This window comes from Shewanella colwelliana ATCC 39565, from assembly GCF_000518705.1.
GTDB classification, from domain to species: Bacteria; Pseudomonadota; Gammaproteobacteria; order Enterobacterales; family Shewanellaceae; genus Shewanella; species Shewanella colwelliana.
Map to the genome: position 1 here is coordinate 152,203 of NZ_JAEC01000007.1, position 26,501 is coordinate 178,703.

A 26,501-nucleotide genomic window follows, 5' to 3' on the forward strand; every position below is an offset into this window, starting at 1 on the left:
TAACAAGATGACTTCATCCCTTGAGCTAATGCCTGCCTATGCGATGCAGAAACTGCTGCGCGCTAACTATACCGATATCTTCTCATTACTTGGGATGCACCGAATAAGTGTATCGATGACTAACAAGGCTAAGACTGCTAATGCTCAAACATCGTCAGCGCTACCAGCTGACAGCGATTCAAATCAGGTCCCCAAATTAGTCGACCGTTTAGTGGTGCGTTGTTTTTTGAAGGGGGCTGAGCGGGTCGAGTTAATTAATGCGCTTGATGGACGAAAGGTCGCTGAGTTGGCAAAGCTTAATGACGATGGCATTTTTGCTGGGTTGGCAGGGCGAAGAGTGAACCCTTTTCGCTACCGACTACGGGTGCATTATCCCTTAACGGTAGAGGAGGTTGTTGACCCTTATCAATTTGACTCCTTGTTGTCCGCAGAGGATCTCTATCTTTTTAGCGAAGGCTCACAGCTGCAGGCGTATCACTTTTTGGGCGCTAATCATCGCTCAGTTGATGGTGTGGCTGGCGTGCATTTTTGTGTGTGGGCTCCCAATGCTAAACGGGTTTCAGTGGTCAATGACGAAAATCATTGGGACGGGTCGCAGCATGTTATGCGTCAACATGTGGCCAATGGCGTATGGGATATATTCATTCCCGGTATCCAAGCATTGAGCCATTATAAATATGAAATTGAAACGGGCGAGGGTCACTGCTTACTGAAATCAGATCCCTATGGTCAGATGATGCAAAGCGCCCCAGGTAACGCATCACGCGTACCAAGTTGGGAAACATATCAGTGGCAAGATGATGCTTGGTTAGCTAAACGGGCCAATACAGCCTGGCATCAAGCTCCAATCTCTATTTATGAGGTTCATCTTGGTTCTTGGCGCCGAGAAGGAGAGCGTGGTGAACAGTATCTGCAATATTCAGCATTGATTGAGCAGTTAATTCCCTATGTAAAAAAGATGGGCTACACCCATGTGCAACTGATGCCGATTGCCGAATACCCATTCGATGGTTCTTGGGGCTATCAACCTGTAGGCATGTATGCGCCAAGCTATCGGTTTGGCAGTGCCAATGAGCTTAAAGCCTTTATTGATGCCTGCCATCAGGCGGGGATTGGTGTGCTGCTCGATTGGGTGGCGGCACATTTTCCTAAAGATCCCCATGGACTCACCCGCTTTGATGGCAGCTGTTTGTATGAGCATGAAGACCCACGTCAAGGTGAACATCCCGATTGGGATACGCTTATCTATAACTATGGCCGTGGCGAAGTTAAAAGCTACCTGCTGAGTAATGCTAATTATTGGTTAGAGGCGTTTCATTTTGATGGGCTGCGTCTCGATGCAGTCTCATCGATGCTCTATCTCGATTACAGCCGGACGGCAGAAGAGTGGTTACCCAATGCCCATGGTGGGCGAGAAAACCTAGAGGCTATCGCTTTTTTACAAGCGTTAAATACCCGTATGTACCAAAGTTTTGCTGGCATCATCATGATAGCTGAAGAGTCGACGGCATGGCCCGGTGTGACGAAATCGGTGCAAGAGGGCGGACTCGGCTTTGGTTTCAAGTGGAACATGGGCTGGATGAATGACAGCTTAAGTTATCTCAGTCGTGACCCTCTCTATCGTAGTCATCATCATAATGAGCTGACGTTTAGTCTGGTCTATAGCTTTACTGAACAATTTATCTTGTCGCTAAGTCATGATGAAGTGGTGCACGGCAAAGGATCGCTGTTGCATAAGATCCCCGGAGACGATTGGCAAAAGTTTGCGACTTTGCGTGCTTACTTTGGCTTCATGTGGGGACATCCTGGCAAGAAATTGCTGTTCATGGGGGCTGATATCGCCCAACGAGACGAGTGGAACCACAATAAGAGTTTAGATTGGCATCTGCTCGAGTTCGCCCCCCATCAAGGGGTTCGGCGTTGGGTTCGAGATCTCAACACGCTCTATAGCCAGAGTACCGCGCTGTATGGTAGCGATCATGACTGTGACGGTTTCCATTGGCTTGATTGTGATAACGCTAGTGCCAGCATTGTCAGCTTCATTCGCCAAAGTGGTGATGAGAAATTGATCTTTATTGTTAACATGACGCCCGAAGTTTACCGTGAGTTTCGTGTTGGTTTGCCCTGTGCCGGAGCTTATCGAGAGCGCTTAAACAGTGATAGCCATTATTATGGTGGTAGCAATGTGGGCAACGCAGGAAGGGTTAGCAGTGAGGAAGAGCCCTATCAAGGGATGAACCAAAGTGCAGTCATCACAGTGCCACCGTTAGCTTGTTTGGTTTTAACCTTAGACGGTAACTTAAGTGCGCCAAGCGCCGATGATGTTAAGGCGATACCATGCAGTTAACTAATGGTAAACCTTACCCTTTAGGCGCCACGATTGATGATGGTGTTAACTTTGCGTTGTACTCAGCCAATGCGCGCCGAGTGTACCTTTGTCTGTTTGAGGATGACTCTGCCACTGACGATACTGTACTGGCAGACGGCTCAATATCCGTTAAAAGAGCATCACATGAGATTGCGCGTTTTGAGCTGCCGCGGCAGTCGCAAGGGGTTTGGCATGGACATATCAGTGGACTCTCTGCCGGCTGCCGTTACGGCTATCGAGTAGACGGGCCTTACCAACCAGAGTTAGGCCATCGATTTAACGTCAATAAGCTGCTTCTTGACCCATACGCGAAGGCGTTCGATGGTGAGTTTGTTGACCACCCCTCACATTACGGTTACCAGCTTGGCAATATGGCCGAAGATCTTAGCTTTTCTACCTTAGATAGTGCCAGCAGTATGCCAAAGTGTGTGGTGCTTGATATCCGCATGCTCCCAGCTATCACGCCGGTTGCTAAGCCTTACAGTCAAGAGGAAGTATCGCTGTCGCTGCGCCGTAGTGTTATCTATGAACTTCATGTAAAAGGCTTTACTAAACGTCATCCTGAAGTGAGCAAAGCCGCTCAAGGTTGTTTTTTGGGGCTAGCGGATAACGCGGTGATTAACTACTTAACCCAGCTTGGGATCACCGCCGTTGAGTTGCTGCCAGTACAACAGTTTGTGAGTGAGCCTTTCTTGCAAAAGAAACAGCTGACTAACTACTGGGGTTACAACACCATCGGGTTCTTTGTGCCTCACAATGGTTACGTCAACTTAGCGGCGATAGATGAGTTTCGCACTATGGTGGATGCGCTGCATAAAGCGGGGATCGAGGTGATACTGGATGTGGTCTATAACCACAGTGCAGAGGGCAATCGACTCGGTCCAAGCTACAGCTTTAAAGGGATAGATAATGCCAGTTATTACCGACTTCACCCGACAGAACCGCGCTATTACCTCAATGATACAGGTTGCGGAAACACGTTAAACCTAAGCAATCCCTATGTGCTGCAAATGGTCATGGACTCGCTACGCTATTGGGTTGAGGTGATGGGGGTTGATGGCTTTAGGTTTGATTTGGCTACCACATTAGGCCGAGAGGAACATGGGTTTGATAAAGGTTCGGGGTTTTTCGATGCCATCAGTCAAGACCCGGTACTTAGCCAAGTACGGCTTATTGCTGAGCCTTGGGATATAGGACCCGGTGGTTATCAGTTGGGGCAGTTTCCGATTGCCTGGAGTGAGTGGAACGATCGCTACCGGGATACGGTGCGGCGATTCTGGCGCGGCGATGCGGGGATGTTACCCGAGTTTGCGCGGCGCTTTCACGGCTCTAGCGATCTGTTTGAGCATTCTGGCAGAAAACCCGCGGCCAGTATCAATTTTATTGCCAGCCATGACGGTTTTACCTTAATGGATCTGGTGAGTTATCGACACAAGCATAATCAAGCCAATGGCGAGCAAAATCGCGACGGCCATAACGAAAACTACAGCGACAATTATGGTGTAGAGGGCAACAGCCAAGATGTCAATATCGCCGCATTGCGTGCTCGTCAATGCCGTAACATGCTGACGACTTTATGTTTATCCCAAGGTGTTCCCATGTTACTTGCCGGAGATGAGTTTGGGCACAGTCAGCAGGGTAACAATAACGCCTATTGCCAAGATAACCCTAATAGTTGGATCAATTGGCAACAAGATATCGACAGTGATGCGCAGCTCGATTTCACTATCAAGCTTCTTAGGCTGCGACGCCGTTTTCCCATGCTATGTCATCGCGACTATATCCATGACAGCGCCAACTTAAGTTCCCCCGGATTAGATTGGTTCTGCCGCCAAGGGCAATTAATGACCAAAGCCCTTTGGGGCGAGGCTCAGACCCGCACATTAAGCTTAGTGATCAGTGGCGAACTTGAGGCGCAAGCAGGCTGCCGTCAAGCTTTGTTGCTGATGTTTAATGCCGATGAGCTGCCACAAGGCTTTACCTTGCCACGCCTCAATAATATTGGCGATTGGCAATGTTTACTTCATACCCAAGACACCCCCATACATGCTCATTCCCACCTCTCTAATGGTGAGAGCTTAGTGTTACAAGACAGAAGTCTAATGGTGTTTTACGCCCAATTTACAGGAGAGAGTCATGAGTCAGGTAAAAGCATCCACGACTAAAAAACGCAGTAGTAGCGCCAAGTCGAAAAAGGAAGGTAAACACGCCGCGTCCGCAAAGGTTGCGCCTTGTGAGCCTTGTGATTCCCTCTCTGCTTGTTTCGAAAGGCATGTGAGTAATGGCCTTTCATCTGTGGAAGGCGACTATCAAACCCTGTTTTCAGCGTTAGCGTTAAGCGTTAAAGAACAGATGTTGCCGAACTGGCAACAAACTCGTATGCAAGACAGCCAATATAAAGCCAAACAGGTGGCGTATCTGTCGCTGGAGTTTTTGATGGGGCGGGCGCTTAGTAATGCGCTACTTAATCTCGATATTACCGATGAAAGTATCAAGGTACTTAAGCCCTATGCTGTGCAGCTTGAATCGTTAGAGGAGCAAGAACATGATGCGGGCCTTGGCAATGGGGGATTGGGACGTCTAGCGGCTTGTTTTCTTGATAGCTGCGCCACCTTAGGTCTGTCTGTGACAGGTTATGGAATACGCTATGAATATGGCATGTTCGCACAAAAGCTATCTGAAGGTCATCAGGTTGAGCGCCCAGACCGGTGGCTCAGAGATGGTAATCCATGGGAGGTCAGAGTGCCTACTCATAATGTGATTGTGCCATTTTTTGGCCGAAGCGAATCTTATGTCGACCGCGACGGACTGCGCCAGTTTACCTGGGCAGATACGCAGGATGTGTTGGCGGTGGCTTACGACATGCCAATCCCTGGTTACCATAATGGCCGTATCAATACATTGCGACTTTGGAAGGCCGAAGCGACTGATGACTTTGATTTAGCGGAATTTAATCAGGGGGATTATACCGAAGCGGTAGCACGTAAAAATTTGGCCGAGCAGATCACTATGGTGCTCTATCCCAACGATGCCAGTGAGAACGGCAAAGAACTGCGTTTGCGCCAGCAGTACTTTCTTTCGAGCGCAAGCTTACAGGATATTTTGAATAAATGGGTTGCTCGCCATGGCGCCGATTTTACTGACTTTGCCAAGCTCAATGTCATGCAGCTTAATGACACCCACCCCAGCGTTGCTATTCCTGAGTTAATGCGGCTGTTAATGGATAAGTATGGTTTGAGTTGGGACAGTGCGTGGCAGATAACCTCTGAGACCATGGCCTATACCAACCATACATTGTTACCCGAAGCGCTTGAGCGCTGGCCTGTGCGACTGTTTGCCCATATGTTGCCAAGGTTGTTGGATATTATCTATGAGATAAACGCCCGTTATCTGGACGTGGTGGCGCATCACTGGCCGGGAGATGTCACCAAGTTGGCGCAGATGTCGATCATTGAAGAGGGACCTGAGCCCAATATCCGTATGGCGTATTTAGCCATAGTGGCCAGCTTCTCGGTTAATGGCGTGGCAGGGTTGCACACTCAGTTGCTGACCAGCGGGCTATTTAAAGATTTTTATCAACTTTGGCCAGAGAAGTTTAATAACAAGACTAATGGCGTGACGCCAAGGCGCTGGTTGGCTCAAAGTAACCCTGAGTTGGCGAGACTACTGACCAAACGATTAGGCGAAGGTTGGGTGACGGATCTGAGCCATCTCAATGCCCTTAATGCGTTTACCGATGACACTGAACTGCTGGATGTTTGGATGCAGGTTAAACAGCATAACAAGCAAAGGTTAGCAGGGCTTGTCACGCAAGAGTGCGGTGTTAATTTTGACCCCACCATGATGTTTGATGTGCAGGTTAAGCGCATCCATGAATACAAGCGTCAACTGCTTAATATCTTGCATGTGATCCATTTGTACCATCAGGCCGAGCGTGGCGACACCAAAGCGTTAACGCCTAGATGTGTGCTACTGGGTGGCAAAGCGGCGCCGGGTTATGCCATGGCTAAACTGATTATTAAGCTGGCCAATAATGTGGCCCACATGGTCAATTCTGATCCTAGGGTAAAGCCTTACCTGAGGTTTGCTTTTCTACCAAACTACAATGTCAGTGCTATGGAGGTTATCTGCCCGGGTACCGATTTGTCTGAGCAGATCTCTACCGCCGGCAAAGAGGCATCAGGCACAGGCAATATGAAGTTTATGATGAATGGTGCGTTGACCATAGGGACGCTCGATGGCGCCAATATAGAGATGCTTGAAGAGGTGGGGGAAGATAATTTCTTTCTTTTTGGCTTAAATGCTTCTGAGGTTGAAGGGATAAAACCGCACTACGACCCACAATCGTTTATTGATCAGTCTCCCGCGCTCAGTGAGGTGCTAGCACTGCTGGAAAGTGGCCATTTTAATCTGCTTGAACCAGATATTTTTGATCCTATTATCGCCAGCATTCGCAACCCCCATGATCCATGGATGATTGCTGCCGACTTTGAATCTTATCGTGTAGCGCAAGTGAAGGCGGCTAATGCCTACCGCGACCAACATCATTGGGCGCAGATGAGTATGCGTAATACGGCCGCCAGCGGGCGCTTTTCTAGCGATGTCACCATAGGGCAATACCGCGATGAAATATGGAGAGTTTAAGTATGGGGTATCACTGTCATCACAATGCCATCAATATCGATTTTAATAGCAGGGCTTCAACACTGTTGACCATCAAAAATATCTGTTCGCTATCTTCTCAAGGAGTGAGTACCTATGCCTAATATAAGCCCTAGTCCACGTTATATCAGTAATTTGACCCGAGATACCTATGCATTGATTTTGGCGGGAGGCCGCGGTTCTCGGCTGCATGAGTTGACCGATTGGCGTGCTAAACCTTCACTCTATTTTGGCGGTAAGTTTCGTATTATCGACTTCCCATTGTCCAACTGTGTTAATTCAGGCATTCGCCGTATTGGTGTGGTAACCCAGTACAAATCACATTCGCTTATTCGGCATGTGATGCGAGGTTGGGGCCACTTTAAGAAAGAGCTCGGCGAGTCGGTTGAGATCTTACCCGCCTCACAAAGGTATTCCGAAAGTTGGTATCAGGGGACTGCCGATGCAGTGTTTCAAAATATCGATATTATTCGGCATGAACTGCCTAAATACGTAATGATCCTCTCGGGGGATCATGTGTATCGCATGGATTACGCGGGCTTGCTAGCGGCTCACGCCGAGTCTGGGGCTGACATGACTGTCTCGTGCTTAGAGGTGCCAGTTGCTGAAGCTGCTGGGGCTTTTGGTGTAGTCGAGGTCGATGGTAACAACAAGATTTTAGGTTTTGAGGAGAAACCTGAATTGCCAAAGCACCTACCTGATAACCCAGAAAATTGCTTAGCATCAATGGGTAATTACGTGTTCAATACCGAGTTTCTGTTTGAACAGCTAAAAAAAGATGCGATGAATGAAAGCTCTGACCGAGATTTTGGTAAAGATATCATTCCGTCGATCATTCAAGACCATCAAGTTTATGCTCACCCTTTTAAGAGTGGCTTTACTGATGAAGAAGCTTATTGGCGTGATGTGGGGACCTTAGATTCATTTTGGCTGGCCAACATGGAACTGTTATCACCCACGCCAGCGCTTAATCTCTATGATGCCAAATGGCCTATCTGGACCTTTCAGGAACAGTTACCGCCGGCTAAGTTTGTTTTCGATGATGATGATCGTCGTGGCATGGCACTCGACTCGATTGTGTCGGGTGGTTGCATAATCTCAGGAGCAACCGTCAGGCGCAGTGTGTTGTTTAATGAAGTGCAGGTTTGTTCCTATTCCAGTGTGGAGAACGCTGTGGTGTTGCCTGATGTGGTGGTGCTGCGTAACTGCCAAATAAAAAATGCCATCTTAGATAGAGGCTGCATTATCCCCGAGGGCACAGTGATAGGTCACAATCATGACCATGACAGGGCGCGTGGGTTTAGGGTTTCAGAGGGCGGTATTACCTTAGTGACTCGCGATATGTTGGGTTTACCTGTGGGTTATGAGTAGAGGCTAGCAATGAAAAGAGTATTGATGCTTGCGGCCGAAAATGGTGCGCTGAACGGAGCGAAAGTAGGTGGTATGGCGGATGTGATCCGTGATCTCCCCCATGCGCTATATCCCTATGGTGTGTGCGCCGACATTGCCATGCCAAGTTACGGTTTTCTGCATCGAGAACTGACCGTGAACCAGCAAACCATGGTTAAAGTGAGCTTTTATGGACAGCCTCATTGGGTAACCTTACACCAATGTGTTCATCCGCAGTTGCCTGAAGTGAACCTCTACCTGTTTGACCATCCGCTATTTGATGATGGCGGCAATGTCTATACGCTAGGGCAAAGCGATCGACCATTTGCAGATGATGCCAATAAGTTTGCGCTGTTTTGTGCCAGTGTTGCGACGGCATTGGCACAACAAACAATTGCGTTGCCAGATCATCTCCACCTACATGATTGGCATTGTGGCGTGATGGCGTTGTTGCGAGCTTATTCGCCAGAGCATCAAATTTTGCAACGCATTCCTAGCACCATAACGATTCATAATTTAGCAATACAGGGGACACGTCCGCTCAATAATGAGCACTCATCATTGCAGTCATGGTTTCCGCAGCTCTATCGTCATTTAAGCGATGAAGCTATTAACCATATCTGTGATAGACGTTACCTTAACTGTTTTAACCCTTTGCGCGCCGCAATTGTATTAAGTGACAAGGTCCATCTGGTCTCTCCAAATTATGCCAAAGAGGTGTTGCAGCCATCTGATGCACAGCGGGGGTTGTATGGTGGTGAAGGCTTAGAGGAAGACTTGCAAGTAAAACAGCAACACCAGCAATTGTTTGGCATACTCAACGGTTGCCAGTATGAGAGAACTTCGCCATCGAGCCGCAAGCTGTCAGCGCGTAAAGCCTTGGAACAAGGGGGCTTAGATACCATGGCGCTGCTACTTAATCAGGCTGAAAATGCACTGCAACGGTGGATGGTGAATCATCCCTACTTGCGCAGTGTCGACCAAATTGCTCTCGTGACAATTGCAAGGCTCAACAGAGCTTTGGGCGATAGTATTGAACCAAGAACGATTCTGACTTCTGTGGGGCGCTTAACCGACCAAAAGGTGAAGATTCTACTTCATCAAGATGACAAGGGAATTAGTACATTGGCGCATCTGTTAGCGCGACTGGAACAATGTTCACCGCGAGGGGTGTTGGTGTTGTTAGGCAGTGGCGACAGTGAGATTGAGCAAGCGCTGGCCAAACTCGCCAGTTGTAATCATAATTTTCTGTTTCTTAATGGCTTTGACCTATCTTTGTCGCAGGCTCTGTATGATGAAGGGTCACTGTTTATCATGCCGAGCTCGTTTGAACCTTGTGGTATTAGTCAGATGTTAGCGATGAGGGCGGGCCAGCCCTGTTTAGTGCATGGAGTGGGTGGCTTGCTAGATACCGTCAACGATGAGGAGAATGGCTTTGTGTTTTTCGGCGATAGCATCGCCGAGCAGGCAAGTGAGATGCTGCGCCGATTTGATGCTCTACTACCTAAGATGGCAACCGCTGAGTGGCAAGCCATCTGTGATAATGCTAAGGCCAAGCGTTTCGATTGGTCACGCTCAGCGAAGGCGTATTGTGAGCAGCTCTATCAGTTTGCGACTTAACCGTCGTCATTATAGGAGCAAGGCTGTGTCGATGGGATGAAACTGCGTCGCAGCGTCAATCAGGGATTTAGCCGTGAGTTGTGGTACACCATACACTTGGGCTTCGACGCCATATTTATGGTGAACATGCCCAAGTAGCAAACCAAAATCGCCATCGCCAGAGAGTAAGATAATGGCGTCAACCTCTGCGGCAGCTTCCATAATATCTATGGTGATACCCACATCCCAATCACCTTTCGCGCTGCCGTCACTGCGTTGGATAAACGGTTTGAGCTTTACTTCGAAACCAATATGTTTCAGTGCGTCCTGAAACTTGAGCTGCCCATCGTCACCTCGATGAATGGCATAGGCATAGGCTTTATCTATCTCTCCCTCATAACCTAAGTGTTGCCATAGTTTTCGGTAGTTGAATTGGCGACCATAGGCTTCTTTACAGGTGTAGTAGATGTTTTGGACATCGACAAAGATGGCGAGTTTTTTCACTTGAACCTTAAGGGTTAATGAGGAGGCTCAAAAACCATACCTGAGTGTTTGCCGACTGTGAAGTATCTTATGGTCATTGCCTGTGTTATCACTTCGTTGCATTTCGACACTCGACCAGTAAAATAGCTTTGCTATCAGTGCTTGATAAAGCCAAGTAATCGCATTTATGGCGCTGATTTTTTTAGCAAACATAGCTGGGCGTAAGTGTAAATTGTCAATAAAGACATATTGTTAATAATGCATTGCTTTACGTAGGTGCATTGAAACTAATTCAGTAGATCACCTATTTCAGTTGATCGGTATAACAACAATAATAGCCGGAGTCATCATTGAGTAGAGAAGTACGTAACTTAGAGGAAGCCAGAGCATTTTATTCTCAAGGCAAATATTCATCGGCAGGCATCTATGCGCGAAAGGTGGTGCGTAGGGCCCCTGACAACGGCGAGGCGCTAGCCATTCTTGGGCATCTTGCCTTTAGAAGTCGAGATGTTGTCGAAGCAAAAAATCATTACTGCCAAGCCTTAGCTAACGGTTTTGAGAACGATGAGGTATTGAATAATTTAGTGGTTTTGTCTGAAAACCGTGAAGATTATTTCACAGCTTATCAAACGCTTGCGCGGTTAGTCGCCAAAGCACCACAAGAGATAAAACTGCAGTTTAGACTGGGCCTAAATGCAAGCCGCATTGGCAAGATGGATGAAGCAGAGCAAGCATTAAGTATAGCCTTGGCAGGGGGAGAGCAAACGGCACAGGCATCGCTTAATTTAGGTCACGTATACAAAGCTAAAGGCAATACAGCTAAAGCCGCTCAGCTGTACCATGACTATATCGCCCTCGACCCACAAAATCAGGCGACGGGCTATTGGAGTCTTGCCGATTTAAAAAATTATCGATTTACCGAGTCGGATGAACAGGCATTGACCACTAATGTCGCATCGGCGCAATTTTCTGCAGCGAGTCAGTCACTGTTTCACTTTGCGCTTAATCGAATTTATGAGCAGCATCAGGACTATGGCAAAGCGTTCGATGCCGCTAAACGCGCAAATCAATTGATGCAGCCCTTGCGTCCGTTTAAAGTTCAGCCTTTTACCGATCTGGTTCAGCGCTTATTAGCAAGCAAACCATTGTCACCGATTCAAACAACCTCACCACAAAAAAGCTTAATCCCCATTTTTATTGTTGGTATGCCGCGCTCTGGTACCACGCTGTCTGAGCAGATCCTGGCGAGCCATAGTTTGGTTGAAGCTACCGATGAGCTGCCCTATATGGAACGTTTGGCACTTGAGCTAGAGATGGCAGGGGGCTATAGCAGGATGCTATCGCAACTACCGCCAGAGAAGATAGCTGCGATGCGTGCTAGCTATTTAGCGCAGGCCTCGCAATATTTGCCAAAAGAACAGCAAGCTAGCGCCCGTTATATTATCGATAAAAACCCTAATAACTTTATGCATATTGGCTTAATTAAGGTGCTGTTTCCTGAAGCCAAGATCATCAATGTCATCCGCGACGCGGCTGATAATGGCTTAGGGGTTTATAAGCAGCACTTTAGTCGCGGTCACGATTACTCATACAGCCTTGAGCATATTTGCCTGTACTGGCAAGCGTATTTACAGCTGATGAGTCATTGGCAAAACTGTTTCGCTGGGGATATTTATCATCTTTGTTTTGAGAGCTTAGTGCATGATCCAGATGTGCAAATTCCAGCGATGCTTGATTATTGTGGTTTAGGCTTTGAAGAAAGTTGTCTGCGTTTTTATGAATCTACACGCACAGTGTTAACGCCGAGTGCTAGCCAAGTCAGGCGCCCAATGAATAAAAAGGCGATAGGGCAGAGTGAGCATTACCAGCCCTATATGGCCGATGAGTATCAAACACTTAAAGATATCACTGCCAAAGCACACCAACTTTTCCTTACTTAGCTGTATTGATGGCTGGGCTGTACCTTATACCGATTGGTATTAAGTACAGCCTCGTTTTTGTGGTCACACTAATTGCCCGTGACACTGTTTATATTTTTTGCCTGATCCACAAGGACATGGACTATTGCGAGTGAGCCCTGCGGGCAGTTGCTCAGTGGCAATATTCACAGCATTAGCTGCTTGGTTTGTTGGTGGCGCACTGTTTTTTGTTGCCTGCTGCTGAGCCAGCTCTGTGCTCATACAAGGTCCCATGATTAGGTGCACTAATATCTTCATTGCCGAGGTGAGCGAGTCAACCATGACCAGCGGCTCAAAAGGCGCTGCAGAGGATAAGGTGTGTTGGCGTAGTTGGTGATAATGACTCCACCCCGCTCTGTCCTCACCAAATAATGACCAGAGCTCCTGCCAATCTAAGCTGAAATCTTCAAGCAATTGAATAAATGCTTTGCTGTTGTCGGCATTGTTACCTTGATAGCTGACAATTTGCTCTGTGAGTGTCTGGGTTAAGGCCGATACTTCACTCGGATGCATGATGATGGGGAAGTTAACATGTTCGGTGCGGATAGTCGGTTGAGCACGGGTATCAAACATCAGGTGTTTTCGAGGCAGGTGGGTGCCTTCACCTAACACTAATGACTGCTCGCGTATCATGCGCCAGAAACGGCTAGAGCCGATGGTGTCGATGACTAAATGTACTCGCATCTCGTTACTATCGTTAACTACTTTGTGATATTTCCACGAGTCGAAGATCCAGCAGTCACCCTGTGCCATGTGTACCTGCTTATCGGCGCAATGGAAAATGACATCCTCGTTGGTGGTGATAGGTATATGAATCCTGACTCGCTTATGCCAGTGGTAATTGATGTCACTATGCAGAGGTACTTCACAACCTGGGGCGAGGCGCATTAAGCGCGAGCGGCCGATAACTTCACCGAAGGAGGCAATGACCTGCTGAATGTATTGGCATTTATCGAGCGCTGGTGTTGGCTTCATCGGCCCTTTAAATTCATTATTAAAGGTACCATCTACCGAGATTAAGGCTATCGCCGAGTTGCCTTTAAAGCTCTCGTGGTGAGCCACCCAATCAGTTTCATCAAATTGGGCTATCTCTGTCTGTAACTGCTCAATATCAAAGGTCAGCGGTAACTGGTAAAACTCATGATCCAACTTCATTTAGGGTACCCGATTTGTTGCTATAGGTTTATTGGTCACAGCGCAGATTAACTCAGTTTGCCATGACAATGCTTAAAGCGTTTTGTTGATCCACAAGGGCATGGTGCATTGCGTCCCACATCAGCGTAATTGGGGGAATTTAGCTCGGCACTTAGCTGACTGCGTGAGTCATCGACAGTTGGCGCTAATTCGGCAGGCCAATGTTCGCTCAGTGGTGTTTGCCCACTGCGAGTTAACCAGGTATTTATCTGTTTTAGCGTGCTTTGCATTTGTGGCCACATTGATTGTATCTCACCAAAGTTGCTAACCCATTTGTTAGGGGCTGGTTTTGATACGGTATAGCGTGAAAAGGGCAGTGGACCACGACATAAATCTTGCAGTGCATCATCGAATGGAATGTCACAAAATTGGGTTAATTTTGCAATCGCTGTTTGGGGGGATGCGATGAGTTCGTGATAACTCATTAGCTGCCAACGTTCAGGGGCGAGTTTGGTCAATGATTGCATGATTGTTTCGTTGGCCTGTTGCCACTGAAACGTGGCAACAGATTCGAGTGGGGCACCTTTGAGCTTTTGCCACCCTTTTGGTAGCAAGAGTGACCAGTCACCATTCCAACCTGGCAGACCGGGATAGGTTCTAAAACGTTGACTGCGCCAGGCTTGCATAATACTGCTGACATTTTCCTTGGGATCTCTGACTAAAAAGATAAAACGTGCATCGGGAAAAACCTTGTTAAGAAAGTCGATACGTAAGCTGTTTTTTGGGGTTTTTTCTAGAAAGCGTATCGAGCCGACATCGGGTGTATAGGGTTCGCCCTGACTGTTTCGCAGCGCGGCCCGAAAGTCATCTTGTAGGACATTGTTTAAGGGCTGGCTCCAATCAGATTCGTCCAGTGCGTTGGATTCAAATTGTTTATGGGTAATGTTTAGCTGGCGATGTTTTTCAATGACGCCATGGCTTTCACCACCTATGGTCCATAAGTGTTTACTTTTAGATAAAATTTCAAATAACAGCGTGCTACCAGAGCGCGGTGCTGACAAGATGATGATGGGTCTATCGAAGCAGTTTGAGGTCAACGGAGATCACCTAATTTTGGGCGTTTTTTTATTGTTATTAGCGCCTACTTTAATGCTATTACAAAAAAACTCAACCAAGGTGTTACGATTTAGTTAACGTCTGTAGTTCATAACGCATTAATACCAGTTGCTTTCCCTGATTGATATAACCTTGATACAGCTGAGTTATCTCCGCTGGCATAACACCATGCTCAACAAACCCATGTTGGGCGTAAAAGTGGGTGAGTTCAGGCAGTGAAAATAGAAAGCTCGGTGTGGTTTGAAGTGGTTTATCAATCGCTTGCATCAAGCTATGTCCAAGTCCTTGTTGGCGATAATCTGGGTGAACTAACATGCCTGTTAATAGCTGGTAAGGCCCTATAGGCCTCAGTCGAACGGCCGCTGTAATGGTGTCACTTGCCACACTTGGTTGTCGAAGTGTTGTTAACCGATAACCAACAGCGACTAGTTCTTTTTTAGTTAGTCGGGCATAGGGCATAAATTGGCGATAAAACCGATACACCTCTGCACGTGAGTTTGGGTCTAACCAGGTGAGGATCATAATGGCTTGGACTGTGGATATTATAGGCTAGGGTAGCAAAATTTGACGCAGGGCTAAATAGTTGTGGTGGCTCATTCATCCAAGAGGCTCAGCTTGATGTGATGGATTTGTTTGTCGCCTTATGTGTTGCGGTTATGTGTCGCTTCAGTCGCCTGGGGTTGCGTACTTGTTTGCTAATGGTAACAACTCATGTTTTGTTGCAATTTCAAAGTGATTTTTCAGTGTTGATTTGCGCTGCTTTACACAGCTTTACGCTATAAGCGGATTTTATTCTTTAAAATATCCCTCAACCAAATTATTGATTTGAATGGCTCAACCCTACCTATGAAAAAGACTCTGTGTGTTACCGTACTGCTCATCGTGGTGCTTAGTTTATTGGCATACAGCCAGCTAGGTGAGGCGCGTAAATCCAGTGACAAACCCGTACCAGCTCGGGTTGTTCCCATCGTCAGTGGCCTTGTGTCAGCGCATCAGCTGTCACAACACATCTCGCTAATTGGCAAACTTGAGGCTTCTCGCTCAGTGCTTATTGCCGCAGAGGTTGCGGGTAAAATCAAACATATTGGCGTCGAGGCGAATCAAGCGATCAGCGCTAACCAGACGTTAGTGGTGATTAAAGACACTAAGTCTAAAGCGAACGTGGCAGAAGCAAAGGCGTACCTGAGTGACGAGCAGCGTAAGCTGGCTGAATTTTCAAAACTAATTACTAAAAATGCCATTACCCAAACTGAAATTGATGCACAAAAAGCCAGTGTTGACATCGCTCAAGCACGTCTGCAAGCGGCACAAGCACAATTGGATTTTCATACCATTAAAGCCCCATTTGGCGGGACTGCAGGCTTAGTGGATTTTAGTTTAGGCAAGATGGTCAGTGCTGGCACTGAGCTGTTGAGTCTTGATGATCTGTCGTCGATGCGCCTCGACATTCAAGTCCCAGAAGTGTATCTCTCTCGTTTGACTATTGGCATGCAAGTCACCGCGACCAATCGTGCATGGCAAGGGGAGATCTTTACAGGCCAAGTGATCGCTATCGACCCTAGGATCAATCCAGAAACCTTAAATCTGAAGGTGCGCGTTAATTTTGATAACAGCGAGCATAAACTCAAGCCGGGCATGTTGATGTCGGCTAATGTGGGGTTTGCGCCAATCTCTGAGCCGGTCATTCCGGTGCAGGCCTTAGAATATTCTGGCACTAAACGCTTTGTTTATGTGATTGATGCAGACAACAGGGCGAAGCGTACCGAGGTCAGTCTCGGTGCTCGTATTGGCGATGAGGTGTTGATTAGCCAAGGTGTAAAGGTTGGTGAGCGGATTGTGGTGCAAGGTCTAGTTAATATGCGTGATGGCCTGCAAGTGGACGATCTCTCTTCACAGCTTGCCGAGGGTGGTAAGGTCGATGAGAGAGGGCGCAGTTAATGGTGTTGTCTGATATCTCGGTAAAACGTCCGGTAGTCGCCATCGTTTTAAGTTTGCTGTTATGTGTGTTCGGTGTGGTGTCATTTTCTAAGTTGGCCGTGCGTGAGATGCCCGACGTAGAGAGTCCTGTAGTCACTGTTATGACGACCTATGACGGCGCATCGGCAACCATTATGGAGAGCCAAATCACCACGGCATTGGAAGATGAACTTACAGGCATTAGTGGTATTGATGAGATCACCTCTGTGACCCGCAATGGTATGTCGCGTATTACAGTCACCTTTGATATGGATTGGGATCTCACCGAAGGAGTGAGTGATGTGCGCGACGCTGTAGCACGTGCCCAACGTCGTCTGCCCGATGAAGCAAATGATCCTATCGTATCGAAAGATAATGGCTCGGGAGAGCCTTCCGTTTATATCAATTTAAGCTCGTCAACCATGGACAGAACTCAGTTAACTGACTATGCCCAACGCGTACTTGAAGACAGATTCAGCCTGATCACGGGCGTGAGTTCTGTCAATATTTCGGGTGGCCTGTATAAGGTGATGTATGTGCAGCTTAAGCCTGAGTTGATGGCCGGTCGTAGCGTAACGACCGCCGATATCACAGCGGCATTGCGCAGCGAAAATGTCGAAACGCCAGGTGGTGAAGTGCGCAATGACACCACGGTCATGACAGTGCGTACCGCAAGGCTGTATCATCACCCCGAGGACTTTGATTATTTAGTGGTCCGCACGGCCAGTGATGGCACGCCGATTTACCTTAAAGATGTTGCGTCGGTATTTATTGGTGCCGAAAATGAAAACTCTACCTTTAAAAGCGACGGGGTTCCCAATCTGAGCCTTGGGATTGTGGCGCAGTCAGATGCTAATCCTCTTGAAGTGGCTAAAAAAGTACACCTTGAGGTAGACCAGATCCAAAAATTCCTGCCCGAAGGAACTCAGCTGACTGTTGACTATGACTCGACAGTGTTTATTGATCGCTCTATCACCGAGGTCTACAACACCCTGTATATTACCGGGGCCTTAGTGGTGCTTGTGCTCTATATCTTTATCGGTCAGGGACGTGCCACATTGATCCCCGCCGTGACTGTACCAGTGTCGCTCATTTCAGCCTTTATTGCGGCTAATTACTTTGGATTTTCGATTAACTTACTGACCTTGATGGCACTGATTTTGTCTATCGGTTTGGTGGTCGATGATGCCATTGTCGTGGTGGAGAATATTTTCCACCACATAGAGAAAGGCGAGTCCCCGCTGCTTGCTGCATACAAAGGTGCACAGGAGGTTGGCTTTGCCGTGGTTGCGACCACAGCTGTTTTGGTGATGGTATTCCTGCCTATCTCCTTTATGGATGGCATGGTGGGACGCCTATTTACCGAGTTTTCAGTGATGCTGGCAATGTCGGTGATCTTCTCATCTATTGTGGCGTTAACATTAACCCCGGTGTTGGGGAGCAAAATCCTTAAGGCAAATGTAAAACCTAATGGCTTTAATCGGATGATGGAGCGCATCTTTGCTCACCTAGAGATAACGTATCGCCGCGGCGTCGCCAACGCGGTCAAATATCGTATTGCAGCGCCATTTATTATTGTTGCCTGCGTAGTGGGCAGTGGTGTGTTACTGCAACAAGTACCTGCTCAACTTGCTCCTCAGGAAGATCGTGGTGTCATTTTTGCCTTCGTTAAAGGGGCTGAAGGGACTAGCTATAACCGCATGACCGGCAATATGGATATCGTAGAGGCACGCTTAATGCCATTGCTTGGTCAAGGTGTGATTAAATCTTTTAGTATCCAAGCCCCCGCTTTTGGTGGACGAGCAGGGGATCAAACTGGCTTTGTCATCATGCAACTGGAAGATTGGCAAGACAGAGATATTAATGCCCAGCAGGCACTTGGTATTGTCGCCCAGGCGCTAAAAGGGATACCCGACGTGATGGTTCGTCCCATGTTGCCTGGCTTTAGGGGGCAGTCGAGCGAACCTGTGCAGTTTGTATTGGGCGGCTCAGATTACGATGAACTGTTTAAGTGGGCGCAAGTTCTACAAGAAGAGGCCCACCTTTCTCCCATGCTTGAGGGGGCCGATTTAGATTATGCTGAAACAACACCGGAACTGGTTGTCACCGTCGACAGAGTGAGGGCTGCAGAGCTTGGGATTAGTGTGGCTGCGGTGTCTGAAACCCTAGAGGTGATGCTAGGTGGCCGCAGCGAAACCACCTTTATCGAGCGCGGTGAAGAATATGATGTTTACCTGCGTGGTAATGAGAATAGTTTTAATAGTATGGCGGATCTCAGCCAGATCTATATGCGCGCCAATAATGGTGAGTTGGTCACCTTAGATGCCATTACCCAAATTGAAGAGGTGGCTTCGGCCCATAAACTGAGCCACACGAATAAGCAAAAATCGATCACCCTTAAAGCCAACTTAGGCGAAGGTTATACCTTAGGTGAGGCGCTGGACTTTCTTGATGCCAAAGCGATAGAGGTCTTACCCAGCGATATCTCTGTCAGTTACACTGGCGAGTCTAAAGATTTTAAAGAGAATCAAAGCAGTGTATTAGTGGTGTTTGGTTTGGCTTTGCTGGTGGCCTACCTGGTTTTGGCTGCGCAATTTGAAAGCTTTATCAATCCTATGGTGGTGATGTTTACTGTTCCCATGGGGGTTTTTGGTGGTTTCTTGGGGCTCTATTTGACGGGGCAAGGGCTGAATATCTACAGCCAGATTGGGATGATCATGTTAATCGGCATGGTGACCAAGAATGGCATTCTAATTGTTGAGTTTGCCAACCAACTGCGCGACAAAGGCCTCGCTATTGAACAAGCTATTATCGATGCGTCGGCGAGACGTTTACGCCCAATTTTAATGACAGCCTTTACGACGTTAGTGGGAGCGGTGCCGTTGATCATGTCATCAGGTGCCGGCGCTGAGAGTCGCATTGCCGTGGGGACTGTGGTGTTTTTCGGTATGGCGTTTGCGACCTTAGTGACATTGTTTGTGATCCCAGCTATGTATCGTTTGATTTCGGGGCACACTCGCTCGCCAGGTTTTGTCGAAGCAGAGCTCGACAGAGCGATCGCGGCGCAAAAAGCGTTAATGAGCAAGGCGAGTTAATCGTTATGGTTCTTTATACCGGTTGACTCTTCTTGCTAATATTGATGAGCCTAGGTGATTACCGGGCTCAATGATTTGATTGGCAGCATTATGTAATGATTTACCTTTAGCATTTTGCTTTAGTACCCCATAAGGCGATCAGTGCTTAGCCTCGGGTAAAGGTTATTTATATAGCTTTGACCTGCACATGGGCGGGCGGACATACACACACACCTATCTAGAAGCGGGTGATTTGGTGTTAGATACACCGCAGCTTGTTATCCCATCGGCTAATAGTGGTAGTGCGGGTAAAGATGGTGATGCCTATATGTATTTGATAGGAATTGGGGATGCCGCAAATAAAATGGTAAAAAAAGAGAGCGATGAAGATTGCCCAGCAGGCGATCAGCGTTGTATAGGTGGACGATTGCGCACGAATAAAATTTACTACTACAGTGGCAATTAAGCGGTTTTTGCTGTTGAAAAAGGATGATTGACGAATGAAATCTAGCATTGTTTTACTGTTTGCTGTGTTTTGCTCCATATCTGCATGGGCCGAGCCCCGTGAAGATTATAAGTGCTTTTTGCTGACCACTCAGGGGGAGCGTGTTTTGAACTTCTCTTGGCAACCTAGTTTAGCGAAACAGTATCAACACCAATTGGTGGGCACTAAAATGCCTGCTCAGCCTCACTCCAATGGAATGCCTTTGTACGTAAAGCAGGTTTATGAATGTATTAAGGGTATTGAAGCGTTCAAAAGCAGTAAAGCACGTCAGTTTGAGCGGGAAAACTTTGTGGGTGGTTAGCCGATTAACCAGACCAAGTCGTCGTGACTTGGTCTGGATGTTTAACGATTATAGTGGCACTTGTTGACCATCATATTTACCGCGAATTAAGCCGTTCTCGTTTATCAATAGCAGCTCCCCAGAGTGGCCCAGTTTGATGCTGCTATCAATCGCGATCACTCGGTTATTAAACAAGCCGAGCACTCGCTCTTGAGAGGTGTGGCCAACGACGACCCGGTTCACCTTGAAATAGGCCAAGATGGTGTCGAGTTCAGCTTGGGTAAATTCCGCCTTAAAATAGCCTCTATACCAAGTGGGACCATTGCCAAAAAACAGGAAGTTAAGCAGTTCATTTTCCTTTAATTCGGCTTTACTCTTATCGATATTTTGACGGTAGAGGGCATTGGCTTGCTCAAGCGTGAGTTGGCGCTCAACCCACTCTTTACTGATACCGCCGTGAAGAAATAGCATATCGTTGATTTTCACTATGGTGTGTTTGCTGCGAAGCCACTGGCCAATCTCGGTGTCATCGCCATAGAGCTTGTCATAACTGCGCTCAAGGAGCTTAACAGCAGTATCGTACCTTGGGTGGACATAGCGCAGGTCACCACGCATAACCATCTGCTCATGATTACCCATTAACAGGTGCAGCTGTCCACCGGCTTCGCTGGCCTGTTTATCGAGCTGATAGATAAACCAAAGCACTTCGTTAACCTGGTGGCCTCTGTCAAACATGTCACCCGTTATCACCATATGTCCATCACCGAAAGACCAATTGTTGTGCTCGTCGATAATTTGATGATTACGCAGCAAGGTGATGAGTACGTCATATTGGCCATGTACATCGCTTAGGGCGACAATCTTCTTAACCCCTTGATAAGTATCGGCAAGTACCTGCCTAGCCACTGGGTTGAGCACCGGCTCAGGTAGTTCGGTACAGGTTTTAGGTCGGTTAAATTTGACCTGATTGTTATGGGGGGCCGCAGAGCTTTGCTTGAGTTGGCTGTCACAGATCCAATAAGCGCTTTGCTGGCTAGGTGAACTTTGTATTAGATAAGGGCCATCATTAATGCTTGGCCCGTTAGCCGATACACTTAGGGCAAACAGGCTAAAGGCTACTGGAAGTAAATTTAATATTCTCAATGTGTTATCTCTATTTTCATCAATTCGGTCACGTGCTTACGTTTGACAGATAAAGGCTTACCAACCGATTAAGTATCGACTGCGCTGCTTAAATAATGCTTTAACTGTGACGGCAATAGCGTAAGAGATAGCTATCACAGCGAGGGTGACCAATAGGGTCGTGATGACGTTGCCTTGTCCCTGAAGGTTAAAGAGATCAGGGCTGCCATACAGCATCCACCACGGTGTTGTCAGCCATGGATGAATGAAATAGATAGCAAAACTCACTTCGGCCAGTTTTTGTAATGGCTTAATATTGATATGTTCAATTTTGTTGAGTAAGGCTAATAGCACTAGGGTCAACAGCAGTTTTTGTGGCAACATCAGATCGGGAACCGTCAAGTCAAACGCTTGCTTATTGAGTACGCCAGCGCCAAAGTAGTGGGCTTGGCCAAATGCCAGAGCTATCGCTGCAAGTAACATCACTAGCCAGTATTTTTCAATAAATGGAAACAGCCTATCTCTGTGCTCTGAGCTCCATACACCAAAAAGATAAACTGGTAAAAAATACACTAGAGATTGAATGGCATTAAGATTGGATTCAGGGCGGTGGATCACCATAGCGATGATTAACAAGGGCAGTGCATAATGCATTAAACGATGATTTCTTAGTAAGTGCATTACCCAAGGCGATAAGGCAAACAGCATCATACCCATGGGAATATACCAATATGCGGTTAAGGTGCGCCCAGTGATCACGTACCAACTGGCTATTTGAATGGGGTCGGTTAATTCGGTGTAGTTAAGATGCATCAGTGGATTGGTACCCGCGGTGATGTGCCAAATAATCCACGGCAGCGATAACAAAAGATAGGGAAGAAAAACAAATTTGGTTTTGTTTTTCATGTATTTCTTGTAATCCCAGCGATGTGAGAAAACGTGATGAAAAAGAAACCCCGAGATAAAGACAAAAAAAACCGTGCCATTCATCATCAGGTTAAACCAAGTTTTATCACTTAAGGTTTCAACTTGCCAACCCGCCGGCCGATAACAGTGCGCCATGACGATAAAGATAATCGCAATACCACGAAAGTGATTGATACTGTTTAAGAAGGCTTTCTTAGTTGGTGCTTGCTGCTCTGTTTGGGACTGAGTTGATGGCGTTAAGCTCACGTCACTTCCTTGAATTTTTTACGCTTTTGCAACATGTTAGCATTTTATCTGTCGACCTTGCTATGGTCGGCGCAGAGATTAATTTTGACGATTTAAGCATAAAAAAAGGCAACCCCTAAGGTTGCCTATTGATCGAGTGCGATCAAGGGGACCGCGCTAGAAGTCCCTGGGAGAATGATGAACATGAAAAAGCAATTCGTGTTCAATATTTGGAGCTTAAAAGCAGGGTTAAGTTCAAAATTTAAGCAATTATTTTTTGCTTTATTTCTAGTCAATTTATATCTATTTGGATTTATTGATTAAAGTGTCAATCTTTTGCGTTAATGACTCTGGAGTCGTTGTCGGCGCAAACCGTTCAACGACATTACCTTGGGCATCCACTAAGAATTTGGTGAAGTTCCACTTAATTGATTCACTGCCGAGCAAACCTTTGGCCTGCTGTTTCAAATGCCGGTATAGCGCAGGAGTTTGCTCACCATTAACCTCAATTTTGGCAAACATGGGGAAGTTAACCCCAAAATTGAGTTCGCAAAACTCACTGATCTCAGTTTCATCACCTTGCTCTTGTTTACCAAATTGATTACAGGGAAACCCCAGCACCGCAAATTTATCGGCACCGTATCTATCATAGAGCGCCTGCAGCGCTTTATATTGTGGCGTAAAGCCGCATTTACTCGCCGTGTTGACAATAAGCAGTACCTTGCCCGCATATTGGCTCATCGACTGCTCATTGCCTTGAATGTCGGTCACTAAAAAATCATAAATAGACATATTGTTCTCCCATTGCTATTGATGGCATCAGAATAACCTGAATTTAGGTTGCGCGCAATTTAAATTGAGAAAGGGGATCCGTCTGCATGTGCAAGGCTTGTGCGTTTGCTTACGGTGACTCTTGTATTGGGTTTGTTATCTTTGTTGGGTGTGGGTAAGGTTTATGTAGAACATTTCTTATTTAACCCTGTGATATATATCGTTTTATAGCTGTTAGGATTGTTTGTTGCTACCCTAATACCAACATCTTAAGGGGTAACTATGAAACTAAAATTTGCTGCGCTGCTACTAAGTTCTGTGGCTGTCACCGCCACAGCGAACGATTTCAATTTAGGATTGAATGACGATGTCCTCTCTACCGAAATTGGATTCGATTTAAACAAGCAGAGTAACCTTGTAATGGGGTATATCTATTCTGACGATGAGGGACATGCGCTATCCGCAGCTGCTCACATTAGCCATGATGCGGGTATTCACCATTTTGAGATTGGCCCAAAGTTTACTCATTATTGGGCGAACATCAGTTCTAATGGCGGTGCCGTCGCGGTAGGCGGGCGTTATAGCATAGATCTTGGTTCTAACGTGGCATTTAAAACGTCCGCATATTACGCACCATCAGTATTAAGTTTTGGCAGTTTAGATGGGCAGTATGAGATTGATAGCAAGGTCCAGTTTCAACTAAACCCCGCTCTGGGTCTATTTGTCGGTTACCGCAATATTCGTTTGCAATATGATGATAGCCGTAATAATACCTTCGATACTGGCTTTTATATTGGTGGCTCAGCAACATTTTAATGATACCTAACGGTATCAACTAACAAGGCAGCATTCGCTGCCTTTTTTATTTGTATAAAGTGGTGTCTAACGCCATAGTAACGTTTGGTGGTCTTCATCAAATTCACTGTGCTTTTGCTGAGATGTTCTCTGGCGCTTGCGCTGCTTACTGCGTTTGCTTCTAAGCTTATCATCACTTTCAAACTCCCGATGGGGCATCTCATCTGTGTGCATTTCATGGTCATAAAACTGTGACATTGGGGCTGTCTCTCTAACATTGTGTCTGTTTGGGCATGCTAAAAATTTTGTATGACAGGGGTGTGACAGTAACAAGACAATTGGGTGTCTGAAAGACGAGAAGGAGTTGGCGGTAATATAGATGAAGCTTAACCCCGCAAGTGACTTGTGAAAGTCACTAATAAAGTCACTGAGAAAGTCACATCGGGAGTTCACAATAAAGGTGATAATAGAACCCCGCGATTATTGTGGTTCTGTTATTAACCTGGTTTTTTAATCATCTTAGCGACAAACATGCCGTCACTGTTTGCCTGATAAGGCATTACTGTCAACATAGTGGTGGTGAGTCCAGTAAAGGGGTGGACCAGAGGTTGCAGTTCAAACTGCGGATAGTTGGCCAAAAAAGCATTAACGACCGCTTCATTTTCACTTGGGCTGATTGAGCAAGTCGCGTATACCAAGGTGCCTCCTGATCGCACAGCGGCAGACGCACGGCTTAAGATATCGAGTTGCAATGCGGGTTTGTCGGTGATCGCATGTTCATCATCGAGCCAACGCATGTCAGGGTTCCGTCGCCAAGTGCCTGTGCAGCTGCAAGGGGCATCGACCAACACACCGTCAAAATGATCGCCAGTCACAGGCAAGGCATCCGACAACCAAGGTGCAACAGTGATCTGCTTGAACTTTGCCCGTTTTGCGCGTTTCATTAGCTCTTCTAATGGTCTCTTGCGGATATCTGATGCAAGGATACTGCCTTTGCTGTGCTTATCTTGCAAAAGCATATGTGAGCGCAGTTGCAGCGTTTTACCGCCGGCGCCGCTACAAGCATCCCACCACGATTCGTTCGGTTTTGGGGCACATATATTGCCAATGACCTGAGAGCCTAAGTCTTGTATCTCTAACTCCCCCTGGTTATAAAGCCCTAAAGCGTTAAGGTTGATACTTTTATGGCCAAGGTTAATGGCATCGACAAAAAACTCACTCATTTTTGCCTCGATATCTAGCTTAGACAGCTTATCGATTGCGTTGGCTGCTGAGATACCCTGTAGACGCCCCCAAATGGGTGGACGACAAGAGAGCGCGTCAACGAGTGCATATTGCTCATTGTCAGTGAGCTGCTGGGAATGACGCCAGTACCATTCAGGAGCGAGCTCGGTGACTGCAAAGTTAAATTGGTTGAAACAGCGCTGTAGTAGCTGCTGTTTAGCATGCAAACTATCGAGATCGTCAATACTGTCTAACGCTTTAAGCTCTGTTAATGTTGAAAAAGCCTGCCATGCAGCGCTGATATCTTGCCAGCGATGGTCTTCAATTTTAGCGGTTAAAGCCAGTGAAGCAAACCAGGCTTGAGGCGCAGTGTATGCCGTCGTTAGCTGCTTAAGCCAACCATGCCAACGAAATAAGCCAAATAGAGACTCACGTATGACTCGTCTATCTTTAGAACCATGTTTTTTATGGCTACGAAAATAGTCAGCTAAGATACGATCAGCGGGCTGTTTTGCGTCCATGACTTGTGTGAACAATTGATGAATTGTATTGCTATAGCTAAGGGCACGCTTTTGGGCTGGCGTTTCCACGACGACTGATTGATGAATATGGTGTGTCGCTGCGCTTGCCTCAGACGGTGAAGCTTGCGTTGATTGAGATGGTGTGGAATCGCCCATGAATAGTTGCCTAGCGTTATATCAATTTTTGAAGCGGCAAGTTTAACAGATGTGACTGCCTTTGGTATCTCCGCTTGATAGATTAATCCCTATTTGAGTGTATATTTCAGCCATCGGCTTTGCCTACTCACTCACAGCACAGGCAGATCTGCCTTTATCGGTACAACGCATAGCTTTGGCAAGCGATTGAGTCGCGCCAGCCTAAATCTCCTCGCGTTTAAATCCAGTTTTTTATT

Annotated in this window: 20 protein-coding genes; 11 read left to right on the top strand and 9 right to left on the bottom strand. The window is 46.8% G+C overall.

All coding sequences use genetic code 11. The annotated features are described in order from the left end of the window. Positions 1–7: 7 nt before the first annotated feature. The 5 genes from glgB to L876_RS0105345 all read left to right on the top strand — a co-directional run bounded on the left by glgB (position 8) and on the right by L876_RS0105345 (position 10,039). Positions 8–2,347: a 1,4-alpha-glucan branching protein GlgB gene (glgB, locus tag L876_RS21140; RefSeq protein WP_051412952.1), complete on the top strand. Its 2,340-nt coding sequence runs from the start codon at positions 8–10 to the stop codon at positions 2,345–2,347. Further along, positions 2,338–4,533, top strand: a complete 2,196-nt coding sequence (glgX, locus tag L876_RS21145; protein WP_051412940.1) for a glycogen debranching protein GlgX — start codon at positions 2,338–2,340, stop codon at positions 4,531–4,533. Before glgB ends, glgX begins: the two co-directional genes overlap by 10 nt. Beyond that, entirely contained in the window at positions 4,505–7,012 is a 2,508-nt protein-coding gene (locus L876_RS0105335; protein ID WP_028762853.1) for a glycogen/starch/alpha-glucan phosphorylase, read from the top strand. Before glgX ends, L876_RS0105335 begins: the two co-directional genes overlap by 29 nt. A gap of 114 nt (positions 7,013–7,126) precedes the next feature. After that, a complete protein-coding gene (glgC, locus tag L876_RS0105340; protein WP_028762854.1) occupies positions 7,127–8,401 on the top strand; it encodes a glucose-1-phosphate adenylyltransferase in 1,275 nt (424 codons plus the stop codon). A 9-nt stretch (positions 8,402–8,410) separates the two neighbouring features. Next, the gene (locus L876_RS0105345) at positions 8,411–10,039 is read left to right on the top strand and encodes a glycogen synthase (RefSeq protein ID WP_156029378.1); all 1,629 of its coding nucleotides are present in this window, start codon (positions 8,411–8,413) and stop codon (positions 10,037–10,039) included. A 9-nt stretch (positions 10,040–10,048) separates the two neighbouring features. On the opposite strand, the gene L876_RS0105350 is transcribed toward L876_RS0105345, so the two are convergent. After that, the gene (locus tag L876_RS0105350) at positions 10,049–10,522 is read right to left on the bottom strand and encodes a LabA-like NYN domain-containing protein (RefSeq protein WP_028762856.1); all 474 of its coding nucleotides are present in this window, start codon (positions 10,520–10,522) and stop codon (positions 10,049–10,051) included. A gap of 329 nt (positions 10,523–10,851) precedes the next feature. On the opposite strand from L876_RS0105350, the gene L876_RS0105355 reads away from it, so the two are divergent. Continuing rightward, on the top strand, positions 10,852–12,441 hold the full coding sequence (locus L876_RS0105355; RefSeq protein WP_028762857.1) for a tetratricopeptide repeat-containing sulfotransferase family protein: 1,590 nt from the start codon (positions 10,852–10,854) through the stop codon (positions 12,439–12,441). Positions 12,442–12,504: 63 nt separating this feature from the next. Here the strand turns inward: L876_RS0105355 and L876_RS0105360 are convergent, their stop codons facing one another. The 3 genes from L876_RS0105360 to L876_RS21150 form a co-directional block, all read right to left on the bottom strand. Then, a complete protein-coding gene (locus L876_RS0105360) occupies positions 12,505–13,614 on the bottom strand; it encodes an aspartyl/asparaginyl beta-hydroxylase domain-containing protein (RefSeq protein WP_028762858.1) in 1,110 nt (369 codons plus the stop codon). A gap of 47 nt (positions 13,615–13,661) precedes the next feature. Further along, the gene (locus tag L876_RS0105365; protein ID WP_028762859.1) at positions 13,662–14,690 is read right to left on the bottom strand and encodes a sulfotransferase; all 1,029 of its coding nucleotides are present in this window, start codon (positions 14,688–14,690) and stop codon (positions 13,662–13,664) included. 82 nt (positions 14,691–14,772) lie between these two features. Continuing rightward, on the bottom strand, positions 14,773–15,231 hold the full coding sequence (locus L876_RS21150; RefSeq protein ID WP_037428045.1) for a GNAT family N-acetyltransferase: 459 nt from the start codon (positions 15,229–15,231) through the stop codon (positions 14,773–14,775). Between the two features lie 324 nt (positions 15,232–15,555). Here L876_RS21150 and L876_RS0105375 point away from each other — a divergent pair, with 324 nt between their 5' ends. The 4 genes from L876_RS0105375 (at position 15,556) to L876_RS21155 (ending at position 20,545) form a co-directional block, all read left to right on the top strand. Further along, a complete protein-coding gene (locus tag L876_RS0105375) occupies positions 15,556–16,647 on the top strand; it encodes an efflux RND transporter periplasmic adaptor subunit (RefSeq protein WP_028762860.1) in 1,092 nt (363 codons plus the stop codon). Beyond that, complete coding sequence (locus tag L876_RS0105380; protein ID WP_028762861.1) at positions 16,647–19,760, top strand: multidrug efflux RND transporter permease subunit; 3,114 nt, start codon at positions 16,647–16,649, stop codon at positions 19,758–19,760. Before L876_RS0105375 ends, L876_RS0105380 begins: the two co-directional genes overlap by 1 nt. Positions 19,761–19,947: 187 nt before the next feature. Beyond that, on the top strand, positions 19,948–20,205 hold the full coding sequence (locus tag L876_RS0105385) for a hypothetical protein (RefSeq protein ID WP_028762862.1): 258 nt from the start codon (positions 19,948–19,950) through the stop codon (positions 20,203–20,205). A 34-nt stretch (positions 20,206–20,239) separates the two neighbouring features. Continuing rightward, positions 20,240–20,545 carry a TapY2 family type IVa secretion system protein gene (locus tag L876_RS21155; protein WP_051412943.1) on the top strand — a complete coding sequence of 102 codons (306 nt, stop codon included), beginning with the start codon at positions 20,240–20,242 and terminating at the stop codon, positions 20,543–20,545. 48 nt (positions 20,546–20,593) lie between these two features. Here L876_RS21155 and L876_RS0105395 read toward each other — a convergent pair whose 3' ends face one another. The 3 genes from L876_RS0105395 to L876_RS0105415 all read right to left on the bottom strand — a co-directional run bounded on the left by L876_RS0105395 (position 20,594) and on the right by L876_RS0105415 (position 23,590). Next, on the bottom strand, positions 20,594–21,667 hold the full coding sequence (locus tag L876_RS0105395) for a metallophosphoesterase (protein ID WP_028762863.1): 1,074 nt from the start codon (positions 21,665–21,667) through the stop codon (positions 20,594–20,596). Between the two features lie 57 nt (positions 21,668–21,724). Then, positions 21,725–22,819: an acyltransferase family protein gene (locus L876_RS0105400; RefSeq protein WP_028762864.1), complete on the bottom strand. Its 1,095-nt coding sequence runs from the start codon at positions 22,817–22,819 to the stop codon at positions 21,725–21,727. Positions 22,820–23,101: 282 nt separating this feature from the next. Beyond that, the gene (locus L876_RS0105415; protein ID WP_028762865.1) at positions 23,102–23,590 is read right to left on the bottom strand and encodes a glutathione peroxidase; all 489 of its coding nucleotides are present in this window, start codon (positions 23,588–23,590) and stop codon (positions 23,102–23,104) included. 261 nt (positions 23,591–23,851) lie between these two features. Here L876_RS0105415 and L876_RS0105420 point away from each other — a divergent pair, with 261 nt between their 5' ends. Then, complete coding sequence (locus tag L876_RS0105420) at positions 23,852–24,385, top strand: YfaZ family outer membrane protein (protein ID WP_028762866.1); 534 nt, start codon at positions 23,852–23,854, stop codon at positions 24,383–24,385. Positions 24,386–24,451: 66 nt separating this feature from the next. Here the strand turns inward: L876_RS0105420 and L876_RS22690 are convergent, their stop codons facing one another. Further along, positions 24,452–24,622, bottom strand: a complete 171-nt coding sequence (locus L876_RS22690; RefSeq protein ID WP_156029379.1) for a hypothetical protein — start codon at positions 24,620–24,622, stop codon at positions 24,452–24,454. A 239-nt stretch (positions 24,623–24,861) separates the two neighbouring features. Further along, complete coding sequence (locus tag L876_RS0105430) at positions 24,862–26,265, bottom strand: RsmB/NOP family class I SAM-dependent RNA methyltransferase (RefSeq protein ID WP_028762867.1); 1,404 nt, start codon at positions 26,263–26,265, stop codon at positions 24,862–24,864. Between the last annotated feature and the right edge of the window lie 236 nt (positions 26,266–26,501).